Here is a 13222-nt window from a genome sequence, read left to right on the forward strand (position 1 = left end):
CGAGCTTCTCCTTAAGCATTACGCTGACGCAGCGCGAGTTGAACATTCGCCAGCAGCAGCAGGATCACCACTAACGTTGACAGGATCACACCCAGCGGGACCACGGCATACGCGTCGCGGCTGTGGATGAAGGCGTTAACTATCGCCAGCAAGATGGCGAGCAGGCTAAGCCAGAAGTGCAGCTTAATGGGCGAGCTAAAGGCGTAGCGATGCCCTATCCAGACCTGCACCAGATTAATGACCCGCGGAATAATGGCAATCACCAGCCCGATAACAATCAGCCAGCTGGCGGCGTCGGTCCACATGATCTGCATACTTTTGATATAGAGAATGTCAAAGATCCAGGCGGCGGTAAAAAAGCCGAGTGGGATGGGATTAAGTAGCTCATACAGCGCTACAGCAAAGCGCGAACGTCCTGAAGCGTTAGGGGTGTGCATGTCCATCTCCTGAGCCTGTCCAGCGATTAACGTTACGAGTAAAGGTTAGATTATTTTTGCGATATAGCACGATACCCTTTCTATTTGCGTTAAGGTTTTGCCGAGCGCTGAGGTATTAACAACTCCCTATTTATCTATTTTCATTTTTATAACCGACACCGTAAATATTATTTTGCTGCAATTAAAAATATTTCTTTTAGCTACTTTCCGTTATTGCTTTCATAGTGGAGAATGCGCGAGCTATAAAAACAATATCCATTTCTTTTTTGTTTGCTGCACGACGCTTGATTGTGGGGTTATTCATGAAGCGTAACACTCCCGTTACACAGAAAGAGTATTTACTTAACGATGGCACGACGCTTATGTCGACAACGAATACGCAGAGTCATATTTCCTATGCTAACTCTGCTTTTATTACTGCCAGCGGGTTTGATGAAAGTGAGCTGGTTGGCGAGCCGCACAATATTATTCGCCACCCTGACATGCCTCCGGCCGCCTTTGCCGATATGTGGTTTACCATCCAGCAGGGAGAGAGCTGGACGGGGCTGGTGAAGAATCGGCGTCACAACGGCGATCACTACTGGGTGCGCGCTAACGTCACTCCGGTTTATCAGCAGCAAAAGCTGACCGGTTACATCTCGGTGAGGAATATTCCAACAAGGGACGAGATTAGCGCAAGTGAAAATCTTTATGCGCAGATAAACGCCAATAAACTTAAAGGCTATCGCTTCTATAAAGGCGTGTTGATTCGCCGGGGCCCTCTCTCTTTTTTATCGCTTTTTAAGTGGCTCACTATTTCCCGGCGAATTAATCTGGCTTTAGGCACTGCCGCCTTGTTGATAGCTGTCTTGCCATTTATTCCTCTCCCTGCGCTGATAATGTCTGGCACAACGGTGATACTGTTTTTACTCGTCGCGCTGTTTTTACAGCTGCAGATTTCACGCCCATTAAAATTAATCTTAACGCAAATGCAAAACGTAGTGTCTGGAAGACGCGCCGACTATATTCAACTGAACCGCGTCGATGAGATCGGCATGCTGCTGCGCCTTGTGAATCAGTCTGGATTGAACCTCAACTCTCTGGTTGGGGACGTCACCACGCAGCTGAATGGGATCCGTAAAATCAGCCATCGCATCTCTGAAGAGGGGGAGTCGCTACAGCAGCGTAGCGAAGAGACCTCGGCGGATCTCCACCAGACGGCGGCGGCAGTAGAGGAGATTGCCAGCGCGGTGAAACAGACGGCGGAGACAGCCGCTGATGCGATGATACGGGCAGATGAGACCAGCCGCAACGCAATGAACAGCGGCAATATTATGAAGCAAACCATCACCATGATGCAGTCTGTCTCCCGGGATAACCGGCAGATCGTGGATATTATCAGCGTGATAGACAGCATCGCCTTTCAGACCAACATTCTGGCGCTTAACGCTGCCGTAGAAGCCGCCCGCGCCGGGGAAGCGGGTCGCGGTTTTGCCGTGGTCGCCGCCGAGGTGCGTCACCTGGCCCAGCACTCCGCCTCTGCCGCGAAGGAGATCAAAACCCTGATTGAACAGAACGTTGCTAACGTCAGCAGCGGGGTGAAGTGGGTGGAAAACACCGAGACGCACCTGACAGCGATGATCGATAACGTAATCCAGATGTCGACCATGATTAAAGAGATTGGCACCGCCGCTCAGGAGCAGACGCAGGCGCTGACGCTAATTAACGAATCCGTATCGCGTATTGGCGTCATGACCCACAACAATACCGGCATGGTTGAGCGGGTCACCGACGCCGCCTGCGACCTCTCCTCCCGCTCCGCACGCCTGCAGCGCGCCGTGCAGGTTTTTGGCGGAGGAAATTAACGTAATCAACCGTGCAGCACATTTTTCGTTCACTGCACGCGGTATACTGCCTGAGCTATGGGATTACGCTTTGCCCGGCCTGCAACTGCGGGCTGGTCCTTGAAACTATTTACAGAATTAAGGAGTTAGCATGAGAACGAATCGTCAGGCACGTCATATTTTAGGTCTGGACTACAAGCTGTCGAACCAGCGCAAAGTCGTGCGTAGCGACGACGGCAGCGAAAAAGTGGTCACGCATCGCCACGGGCGCCATCGCCGCGCCCAGTAAGGCACGCCTGAACCCTTCCCGCGCCACCGCTCCGGTGGCGCTTTTATTTATGAATATGTTTCAGCGAAGTAACAAGTAATTGCAATACGCATGCTTTATACTTCCCTCCGCCGTACTACCTACCCCGTTCGCACGCAGGTAACCGTGCCATCGCCGGGATTTGTTTACCCAGGAGTTTTAGAGATGTTGCTGAAGTACAAGAAAAACCGTTCGCTTTACATCCCCTATGCTGGCCCTTTACTGCTGGAGTTCCCCCTGCTGAATAAAGGCAGCGCCTTTAGCCTTGAAGAGAGACGCAACTTTAACCTGCTCGGCCTGCTTCCTGAAGTGGTGGAAACCATCGAAGAGCAAGCTGAACGCGCCTGGCTGCAGTATCAGGGGTTCAAAACGGATATCGATAAGCACATCTATCTACGTAACATTCAGGACACTAACGAAACGCTCTTCTATCGGCTGGTGGAAAACCATCTCGATGAGATGATGCCGGTGATCTACACCCCGACGGTCGGCTCTGCTTGCGAACGCTTCTCCGAGATCTACCGCCGCGCACGCGGGGTGTTTATCTCCTACGAAAATCGCCACATGATGGATGACATTTTACAGAACGTTCCGGCGCACAATATTAAAGTGATCGTCGTGACCGACGGCGAACGTATTCTGGGTCTCGGCGATCAGGGCATCGGCGGCATGGGCATTCCTATCGGCAAGCTGTCGCTCTATACCGCCTGCGGCGGCATCAGCCCGGCATATACCCTGCCGGTAGTACTGGATGTGGGTACCAACAACCAGCAGCTGCTTAACGATCCACTCTATATGGGCTGGCGTCATCCGCGCATCAGCGGTGACGAATACTACGAGTTTGTCGATGAGTTTATCCAGGCCGTGAAGCAGCGCTGGCCGGACGTGCTGCTGCAGTTTGAAGACTTCGCCCAGAAAAATGCCATGCCGCTGCTCAACCGTTACCGCAACGAGATCTGCTCGTTTAACGACGATATTCAGGGCACGGCGGCCGTTACGGTCGGCACGCTGATTGCGGCAAGCCGTGCTGCAGGCAGCCAGCTGAGCAATCAAAAAATTGTTTTCCTTGGCGCCGGTTCCGCCGGGTGCGGTATTGCCGAGCAGATCGTGGCCCAAACTCAGCGCGAGGGGCTGAGCGAAGCGGCGGCGCGGCAAAAAGTCTATATGGTCGATCGCTTTGGCCTGCTGACCGACCAGATGCCGAACCTGCTGCCCTTCCAGAGCAAGCTGGTGCAGAAGCAGGAGAATATTCAGAACTGGGAGACCAGCGGCGACGCCATCTCCCTGCTGGACGTGGTACGCAACGTTAAGCCGGATATCCTGATCGGCGTTTCGGGTCAGACGGGGCTCTTTACGGAAGAAATTATCCGTGAGATGCATAAGTACTGCCCGCGCCCGATCGTCATGCCGCTCTCGAACCCTACCTCCCGCGTAGAGGCGACCCCGCAGGATATCATCACCTGGACCGACGGCAACGCGCTGGTAGCGACCGGCAGTCCGTTCCCGCCGGTGCAGTGGAAAGATAAGCTCTACCCGATTGCCCAGTGCAACAACGCCTATATCTTCCCGGGCGTCGGGCTGGGTGTCATCGCCGCTGGCGCGTCGCGCATTACTGACGAGATGCTGATGGCGGCAAGTGAAACGCTGGCGGAGCACTCCCCGCTGCGCACCAACGACAACGGCATGGTGCTGCCGGGCCTCGATGAGATCCAGCACGTCTCCCGGGCCATCGCGTTTGCGGTAGGTAAAGTAGCCCAGCAGGAGGGCGTGGCGGTGAAAACCTCCGCCGAGGCGCTGCAGCAGGCGATTGATGATAACTTCTGGCGGCCTGAGTACCGCAGCTATCGTCGAACTTCTATTTAATCAGTTGCCCGGCGGCGCTACGCTTGCCGGGCCTCCCTCTCCTCGCTGGCATTTGCGAATTATTCTCATAAATCATTGCAGAATGTGTCTGCGCGGTTGCAACTTCTCCAGAAGTCATTAATCCTAAAGGAGTAATTTCGTTCACTTATCACGCGTTACGTTATGCATTAACCGACTGCATACCTTAAGGAGATAAAAATGAAAGCTGCTGTTGTCACTCACGATCATCAAGTCGAAATTAAAGAAAAAACCTTACGCCCACTTCGCCACGGCGAGGCGCGGCTAAAGATGGAGTGCTGTGGGGTTTGTCATACCGATCTTCATGTTAAAAACGGCGATTTCGGTGATAAGACCGGGGTGATCCTGGGCCATGAAGGCATCGGCGTTGTTGAAGAGGTAGGCCCGGGCGTAACGTCGTTGAAGCCTGGCGATCGCGCCAGCGTGGCCTGGTTCTATGAGGGATGCGGGCACTGTGAATACTGTAACAGCGGTAATGAAACCCTCTGTCGCGAGGTGAAAAACGCGGGCTACAGCGTCGATGGCGGCATGGCCGAAGGGTGCATCGTGGTGGCGGACTACGCGGTTAAAGTCCCGGATGGTCTGGATCCTGCCGCCGCCAGCAGTATTACCTGCGCAGGCGTGACGACCTATAAATCAATCAAGATCTCCCATATTAAACCCGGGCAGTGGATTGCGATCTACGGGCTTGGTGGCCTTGGCAACCTGGCGATGCAGTATGCGAAGAACGTTTTTAACGCCAAAGTCATTGCCATTGATGTGAATGATGAGCAGCTCAGCCTGGCGTCAGAGATGGGCGCCGATCTGACCATTAACTCCCGGAATGAAGACGCAGCGCAGATTATTCAGCAGAAAACCGGCGGTGCGCATGCGGCGGTAGTCACGGCCGTCGCTAAAGCGGCGTTTAACTCCGCCGTAGATGCGGTACGCGCCGGTGGACGCGTGGTTGCCGTTGGCCTGCCGCCAGAGTCAATGAGCCTCGACATCCCTCGCCTCGTGCTGGACGGCATTCAGGTTGTGGGTTCGCTGGTGGGCACGCGCCAGGATCTGGCCGAAGCCTTCCAGTTTGCCGCCGAAGGTAAAGTGGTGCCGAAAGTCGCCTCGCGCCCGCTGGAAGATATCAACGCTATTTTCCATGAGATGGAGCAAGGTAAAATCCGTGGCCGTATGGTGATCGATTTCCGTCGTTAAGGCATAGATCCAGAAGCAAAAACGGCTCTGCTGAGTGTAAAAGCAGAGCCGTTTATTATCGATATGCGCCTGGGTAAGCGCTGCTAACGATCATCTTCTGATTAGGGTCTTCTGAACAGCGCGATGCTGCGCCCTTCCAGAGTGAAATCCGTTTCGCTATCAATGACAATACCGCGGGATTCCGTATCAAAAGTGGTCAGCTCCAGCACCCAGCCGCTCTCGCCAGGCTGCGGAATACGGAACTGCATGCTCTCCTCAAACGGATTGAGCAGCATCAGTATATCGTGCCAGATCCCCTCCTCCGGCTTCAAATCTGGCCGGCTGATATAGACCACCAGAGCCGAACCTTCATGCCAGTGCTCAGGCTGCTGGATCCCCCCCTCGGCGTTGAACCACTCGATAAGCAGGCCGTCGCGCCAGCTTTCACGGCGCAGCAGCGGTTGCTCAGTACGCAGCTTAATAACCTGGCGGGTAAACTCGCGCAGCGCCTCACTGGAGGCTGGCAGATCGTCCCAGTGAATCCAGGAGATCTCGCTATCCTGGCAGTAGCCGTTGTTGTTACCCATCTGGCTGCGGCCAAACTCGTCCCCGGCCAGCAGCATCGGCGTGCCGTGCGAGAAGAACAGCGTGGCGAGGAAGTTCCGTTTTTGCCGCTCGCGGATCGCATTGATATTTTCGTCGTCGGTGGGACCTTCCGCGCCGTAGTTATAGGAGCGGTTGTCGTTATGACCGTCGTTGTTCTCTTCGCCATTCTCTTCGTTGTGCTTCTCGTTGTACGACACCAGATCGTTCAGCGTAAAGCCGTCGTGAGCGGTAATAAAGTTAACGCTGGCCCAGGGGCGACGGCCGCGAATGTCGTAGAGGTCGCCAGAGCCCAGCAGGCGGGAGGCGAAATCAGGGGCAACGTTGTCGCCTTTCCAGTACTCACGCACCGTGTCACGATATTTATCGTTCCACTCCGCCCAGCCCGGCGGGAATCCACCTACCTGATAGCCGCCCGGACCGATATCCCAGGGCTCACCAATCAGCTTGAGTTTAGAGAGCACCGGATCCTGGGTCATGGCATCAAAGAAGCCGCCGCGCTGGTCAAAGCCTTCCGGCTCACGGCCAAGAATAGTCCCGAGGTCGAAACGGAAGCCGTCAATATGCATCGACTCGGCCCAGTAGCGCAGGGAGTCCATAACCATCTGCAGTACGCGCGGATGGGAGGTGTTAACGGTGTTCCCGGTGCCGGTATCGTTAATGTAGTAGCGGTGCTGATCGGGCATGGTGCGATAGTAAGAGAAGTTATCGATACCCTTAAACGACAGCGTTGGACCCAGTTCGTTACCTTCCGCGGTGTGGTTATAGACCACGTCGAGGATCACTTCGATACCCGCATCGTGGAAGGCGCGCACCATATCACGGAAGCCCTGAATGCCTTTCGGTCCGAAGTAACGAGAGGCTGGCGCAAAGAAGCCAAGCGTATTGTAGCCCCAGAAGTTTTTCAGCCCGCGATCGAGCAGATGCTGGTCGTCCGGGAACCAGTGGACCGGCAGCAGTTCGACAGAGGTGATACCCAGACTTTTGATGTAGTCCACGGTCGCTTTGTGCCCCATCCCCTCAAAGTTACCGCGCAATTCCTGCGGCAGCGCCGAATTGAGCTGGGTAAAGCCCTTCACATGGGTTTCGTAGATGATGGCCTGCGACCACGGGATATTGGGACGATTGTTATCCTGCCAGTCAAACTCATGGGGGTTAACGACCCGGCACTTCGGCATAAACGGCGCGCTGTCCCGTTTATCAAAGGTCAGATCCTTATCCTCATGCAGCATGTCATAGGCAAAATGCGCTTCGTTCCACTCCACGTCGCCGACCAGTTCACGGGCGTAGGGATCGATGACCAGCTTGTTCGGGTTAAAGCGGTGGCCGTTTTCTGGATCGAACGGACCGTGCACGCGAAAACCGTACAGCGCGCCCGGCTTCAGGCCGGGTACGTAACCATGCCAGACTTCATGGGTGTTTTCTGGCAGATCCATGCGTGCGATTTCATTCTTGCCGCTCGGATCATAGAGGCAAAGCTCAACGCGCTCTGCATGCGCCGAGAAAAGGGCAAAGTTAACGCCCTCGCCATCGTAGTTAGCACCGAGAAGGTGATAATCCCCCGGCAGGATGTGATAGGTATTACGGTGTTTCATTCATTCTTCTCCATAGAATGTGGACTTCAAAGGGCACATTCCTTTAGGCAATAAGCAACCAGGCGCGATTAAGCGCTGCAAAAAATCAGGCGAATAGTCATTCAGCGATCAATATTTGCGGTACATCTCCAGTGGTATTGGTTAAATCAATTCTTTCTTCCAGGGAGATAATTTCTCCGCTGAGAATATTGCGGTAGCGGCGGCCTGCGAGTGCTTCTGGCAGCGCAATCGTGGTATCGGTAAACCATGCTGCGTCAGCATCGTCAGGTAGCCGCAGGGCGAGGCGCGGCGCAATCACGATCAGCGCATCACCGCCTCTGATCCGGGGAGTCATTCGTGCGTAGGCGATAACGTGATCCGCCCGCTCCCCCGTTACCGTCAGCGGCAGATAGTCGCCATGCCGGAACAGCGCGGGTTTCTGCTGACGAAGGCGCAGGCTCTTCGCAATAACCTGCTGTTTAAGGAGGCCACTCTGCCAGCTCTCTTCGGTGGTGACCACGGGGCGATCGTCCTCGGTCAGCTGCTTAGTCAGCGTGGCAAAATCGGGCTCGCGACGGTTATCGGGATCGACAAGGCTGAAATTAAGCGCCTCGCTGCCCTGATAGATATCCGGTACACCCGGCGCGGTGAGCTTAATCACCGTCTGGGTCAGGCTGTTGACCAGACCTGCCCGGATAAACGGCTGTAGGGAGCTAACAAAATCCTGCAGGAAGGCCTGGTTATCCGGCGAAAGCAGATGCCGGGCGTAATCAAGCATCGCTTTTTCAAAAGGATCGTTGCTGTCGACCCAGTCGGTACGCAGCTTCGCTTCCCGCAGCGCCTTTTCGACAAAGTCCAGGAAGCGCTCCTCTAATGCCTTCAGGCCTTCCACGTCGTCGGGCTGAAGCGTAACGGGCCAGACGCCCGCCAGGGCCTGATAGAGCATCCACGCCCCCGCGGGTTTCGGTGCCGGACCATCCTCAAGTTCGACCACCTTATGCTGGTTGAGCTCCTGCCAGCGGGCAACGCAGACCGCCCAGCGCGCCGGGGCTTCCGTCAGGGTATAGAGCCGCGCGCGGGTATCCTCGCCGCGCTTGGTGTCGTGGGTCGAGGTGCCGGAGAGCGCATCAGGCTGTTTCTCGAGCCGGGTTTTCATCTCGGCGTGGAAACGATCAAGGGAGAAAATACGCGGCAGCGGCTCGGCCCCCACCTCATTAAGCGCCAGTCCCATGTTCTGGCGGAAGAAAAGCGTATCCTCCACGGATTTTGCCATCAGCGGCCCTGTAAGCTGCTGAAAACGTGTGCGGAAAAGCGATGCTTTCTCAGAGGCAGCGTCAGAAAGCGCGCCCGCAAGGATCCGGGTGATAAAGTCGAGCGCATCGGGGTCCGGGGCGGTAGCGCTGGCTCTGACCTTGTCAGCCACTTTTTGCAGGAGCTGAGCATCAGCAGCTGGAAGCCCCTGCGCGGTGCCATAGGTACGGTAAACCGGGAAAGCAACCAGAAGCTCCCGCAACGCACTGCGAATACTACTCTCTTGCGCCGCGATCCCCTCTGACTCAGCAATGCCAAGCGCCAGCTTCAGCAAGGTAGTAAATTCACCTTCAAAATTTCTGTCAGCCATCAGCAGCTTCGCCGCACGCAGCTCGGCTTTCATATCGACCTGCTTTTCCATCGCCTTATCGTAGGCCTTGCGCAGCGCGGCAAGCCTGTCGTCGTCTACCAGAGCGTCAGAGAGCGCGGCTATGAATTCGTAGCCTGTGGTGCCGGACACCGGCCAGTCATCCGGCAGATGTTCACCCTTGCCGAGGATCTTCTCAACGGTGAGGTAGCAGTCGGCTCCGGCCTCCTGGCGCAGGCGCTGGAGATATCCTTTAGGATCGGCAAGGCCGTCTACGTGATCTACACGCAGCCCGTCTACCGCCCCGCTGCGGACCAGGTCGAGGATCAGCCGGTGGCTATCGTCAAAGACCGCATCGTCTTCAACCCGAACACCCACCAAACCAGTAATTTCAAAAAAACGACGATAGGAGAGATCGCGCGGCGCGTCTCGCCACGTCATTAACCGATAGGGCTGACGCTCATGGAGTGCAATAAGCTCTGCGTTATCGGTGAGCTTCAGCACCTCCTCTTCGCGGCCCTGATAGCTCTCCGGGCAAAGCGGATAGAAGCTCTCAAAATAGGCAAAAGCAGGTTTGCCCGTCTGCGGATCGGCCTGAACGGTGATATCCCCCTTCTCCAGCTCGGCTTCAAAAGTATCTCCGAGGAACGGCAGAGTCAGACGACGCGACCAGTCGATATCAAAATAGCGGGCGTAACGGCTTTTTTCGCCGTGTTCAATGACGTCGCGCCACCAGGGGTTCTCCAACGACGCCGCCATATGGTTCGGAACGATATCCAGAATCAGGCCGAGGCCCGCCTCTTTCAACGCGTTTACCATCCGATCAAAGCCTTCGCGCCCACCAATAGCAGGCTCGATCTCGTTGGCATCCGTGACGTCGTAGCCATGCGTGGAGCCTGAGGTGGCGGTAAAGATCGGTGAGGCGTAGAGATGGCTGATGCCAAGCTGCTGCATGTAGGGCACGAGGCCAGCGGCACGGTCAAAAGTCATGCCGTTACGAAATTGAATCCGATAAGTCGCGGTTGGGATCTTCACTTTGCTTCTCCTGATGCAAGGCGAACAACAATTGAGTTTTGCGGCAGTTCATCTGCCGCATTCGGCCAGGCAAAAACGGTTTCGCCGGGTAGATCCGGCAGGGTCTGATTACGCTCACCAATATTTAGCGCCAGCGAGAGTGTGCCTTGCGGGAAGGTCCAGGTCACAGCAAGGAAACCTACAGCCGTGTTGACTACTCGCCCTGAATGACCTCCGGCTGTAGCCAAAAGCGGCACGATATGCTGCTGGCGCAGCCGCAGCAGTGCCCGGGTTAGCGCCTGCCAGGCGCGCCCTTCGTCTCCTTCCAGCTTTTTCCAGTCCAGCTTTGACTGCATAAAGGTGCTCTCAGCGTTGGGATCGGGCACGCTGTCGCCTTCGTAGCCATCGTGACCTTCAAACTCTTTGGCCCGCCCTTCGCGCACGGCTTTGGCGAGATCGCCATGAAAATCGGTAAAGAACAGGAAAGGATTACTCTCACCGTACTCCTCTCCCATAAACAGCAGCGGGATATGCGGGGAGAGAAGCAGCGCAGCCAGCAGCACCTTAGTGCGCTCGACGCCCGCCAGGGTAACCAATCGCTCACCCTGGGCACGGTTGCCCGTCTGGTCATGGTTCTGGATGAAGTCGACGAAAGCCACCGGCGGCTGCGCGGTGCTGTTCACACCACGTGCTTCGCCAGACTGAGGTGATACCTCTCCCTGATAGGCAAACCCTTCAGCCAGCGCTCGCGCTACGTGTTTTTCCGGCGCGTCAGCAAAGTCCTGATAGTAGGCATGCGTTTCGCCGGTAGCAAAAACGTGTACGGCGTTGTGGAAGTCGTCATTCCATTCGCCGCTGAACAGCGGCGCTGAACCGTTTTCATCTCGCGGATGGAGGAAGATGACATTCCGGCAATCTTCAGTGGTGAGGTGGGCAGGCCGGTCGGTAATCTCAGCGCGAATGCGCTCGGCAATCTCAATCAGAACGTGCTTCTCAGCGCTATCTTCGATCTGATCGATCGCATCGAAGCGCAGACCGTCCAGGTTGAACTCTTTCAGCCAGTAGAGCGGCGCTTCGGCAATATAACGGCGCACGGCGTCAACGTCATAGGCAATACCGGGTCCCCAGGGCGTCATTCGTTCTTTGTGGAAGAAATCTGGCGACAGCAGCGGCAGATAGTTACCCTCCGGGCCGAAATGATTCAGCACAATATCGAGCACAACCGATATGCCGTAGCCGTGAGCGGCATCAACGAAGGCTTTTACGTCATCCGGCGTACCATAGGCAGAGTGCGGCGCATAGAGCAGCACGCCATCGTAGCCCCAACCCCGATTGCCGCCAAACTGCGACACGGGCAGGATCTCTATAGCGGTGATACCCATGTCTGCCAGATAAGGCAGTTTTTCAATTGCGGCCCTAAACGTCCCCTCTGGGGTAAAGGTTCCGACATGTAGCTCATAAAAAACGGTCTCTTCCCAAGGGCGCCCACGCCACTGGGTATTTTGCCACCGATAGCTATCCGGGTTTACAACCAGCGATGGGCCGTTCACATCGGCCTTTTGTCCGCGGGACGCAGGATCCGGCACGACGGTACCGTCGGCCAGAACATAGTTATATTCCGCGTCTGGCGCGATATCGGTTGTAGAAAATTCGAACCAGCCATCTCCGGCCGGGTTCATCTTAAATTCCTTGCCTGAGAGCCTGAGCGTGACGCTCTCCTGACCGCTTGCCCAAACACGAAAACGCACTGTGTCAGCGGCCACGAACTCGGCCCCCCAGCTTTTAAGAAAAGATCTGGACTCCATGCAGATACCTCAATAAACGCAGACGTGATGAAAGGGTGTAAAACGGTGTTCGGCTAGTTACCTCTCCTGACCGCATGTACATAAAATCATAGTCTATGATGCAGAGAGTGATATGCAGTTCTACTTAAGGAAGGTTTATGTACAATGATTAATAGGATATATCGTATTTAAATAAAGGGCTTACCCTTAAATCCTTGCTGAGGCGAGGTAAAAAAATATCACTTTTCTTTTCATTTGCCGTTTCTTCCCGATATTATTAGGCATCAAAATAAAATGGCTGAGGCGGCTAACCCCACTCCTCCTCTGCAAGCACAAGATCGACTCGGACCGGAAACGCAGATATGTGTGATAAAGATGTAAAACATGCACATGATTACAATGTAAGTGCTGATGTGCGTGCAGTAATGCAGAGCGTTCCCTCACGTGAGGAGATGCTGGGAGATATCGTCATGGCTCTGTTACGCGCTGGTCAAATTATCAGCAGGCGCACTATCTGTTTAAAACTGGTTTCCCGAATCGAATCTGAAACCGATCCGATCGTTGCGGCTCATCTTAGCGACTTGATGCGTTTAATTTTACGAAACAATCGCTCATAACATTCATGCATGTATAATATACCTGTCAATCTCAAGCATAAGCGGGCATACTGCTAGTTTGATATGCAGTCCAGCGCCATATAATTACTGAGAGGCTCAATGAGCAAAAATGATAAGGAAAGGCTGGTAGATAAAGTTATGGGAGAGGCAGTCATGTCGCTTCTTGAATCTGACGACAGTGTCTCTTTTGATGCCCTTATAGGCCAGTTGCAGGAGAGTCTCCATGATGAATGCGATCATGGCAGACGTGAAGCTTTTCGCACGGCTATCAACGGGGTACATCAGTTCAGAACGCTTCCCAACAGTGGCACCCGTTCCTCTCGCTCTTTGAAGCTTCATAAGCGTGACGCTGTTTTTAATCACCCCACCACCGTCTACAAACACTAGCATCAAG

Annotated in this window: 10 protein-coding genes; 6 read left to right on the plus strand and 4 right to left on the minus strand. The window is 54.9% G+C overall.

The window, feature by feature from the left end; all coding sequences use genetic code 11:
• Positions 1-11 precede the first annotated feature (11 nt).
• A complete protein-coding gene (locus RTX96_RS03535) occupies positions 12-437 on the minus strand; it encodes a DUF2231 domain-containing protein (RefSeq protein WP_103820238.1) in 426 nt (141 codons plus the stop codon).
• Between the two features lie 302 nt (positions 438-739).
• On the opposite strand from RTX96_RS03535, the gene RTX96_RS03540 reads away from it, so the two are divergent.
• The 4 genes from RTX96_RS03540 to adhP all read left to right on the plus strand — a co-directional run bounded on the left by RTX96_RS03540 (position 740) and on the right by adhP (position 5639).
• On the plus strand, positions 740-2281 hold the full coding sequence (locus RTX96_RS03540; RefSeq protein WP_312670156.1) for a methyl-accepting chemotaxis protein: 1542 nt from the start codon (positions 740-742) through the stop codon (positions 2279-2281).
• Between the two features lie 130 nt (positions 2282-2411).
• Complete coding sequence (sra, locus tag RTX96_RS03545; protein ID WP_072015219.1) at positions 2412-2549, plus strand: stationary-phase-induced ribosome-associated protein; 138 nt, start codon at positions 2412-2414, stop codon at positions 2547-2549.
• A 183-nt stretch (positions 2550-2732) separates the two neighbouring features.
• The gene (locus RTX96_RS03550) at positions 2733-4430 is read left to right on the plus strand and encodes an NAD-dependent malic enzyme (protein ID WP_103820236.1); all 1698 of its coding nucleotides are present in this window, start codon (positions 2733-2735) and stop codon (positions 4428-4430) included.
• 198 nt (positions 4431-4628) lie between these two features.
• Entirely contained in the window at positions 4629-5639 is a 1011-nt protein-coding gene (adhP, locus tag RTX96_RS03555; RefSeq protein WP_103820235.1) for an alcohol dehydrogenase AdhP, read from the plus strand.
• A 101-nt stretch (positions 5640-5740) separates the two neighbouring features.
• Here the strand turns inward: adhP and glgX are convergent, their stop codons facing one another.
• The 3 genes from glgX to treZ all read right to left on the minus strand — a co-directional run bounded on the left by glgX (position 5741) and on the right by treZ (position 12232).
• Positions 5741-7816: a glycogen debranching protein GlgX gene (gene glgX / locus RTX96_RS03560; RefSeq protein ID WP_103820234.1), complete on the minus strand. Its 2076-nt coding sequence runs from the start codon at positions 7814-7816 to the stop codon at positions 5741-5743.
• Between the two features lie 97 nt (positions 7817-7913).
• On the minus strand, positions 7914-10448 hold the full coding sequence (gene treY, locus RTX96_RS03565; protein ID WP_312670157.1) for a malto-oligosyltrehalose synthase: 2535 nt from the start codon (positions 10446-10448) through the stop codon (positions 7914-7916).
• Entirely contained in the window at positions 10445-12232 is a 1788-nt protein-coding gene (gene treZ / locus RTX96_RS03570) for a malto-oligosyltrehalose trehalohydrolase (protein ID WP_312670158.1), read from the minus strand. Before treZ ends, treY begins: the two co-directional genes overlap by 4 nt.
• A 341-nt stretch (positions 12233-12573) precedes the next feature.
• Here treZ and RTX96_RS03575 point away from each other — a divergent pair, with 341 nt between their 5' ends.
• Positions 12574-12828 carry a biofilm development regulator YmgB/AriR family protein gene (locus RTX96_RS03575; RefSeq protein WP_312267860.1) on the plus strand — a complete coding sequence of 85 codons (255 nt, stop codon included), beginning with the start codon at positions 12574-12576 and terminating at the stop codon, positions 12826-12828.
• Positions 12829-12927: 99 nt separating this feature from the next.
• Positions 12928-13215 (plus strand): hypothetical protein, encoded by a 288-nt coding sequence (locus RTX96_RS03580; protein ID WP_312670159.1) that lies wholly within the window; start codon positions 12928-12930, stop codon positions 13213-13215.
• Positions 13216-13222 lie beyond the last annotated feature (7 nt).

Source organism: Pseudescherichia sp. (genome assembly GCF_032052675.1).
Lineage (GTDB): Bacteria > Pseudomonadota > Gammaproteobacteria > Enterobacterales > Enterobacteriaceae > Pseudescherichia.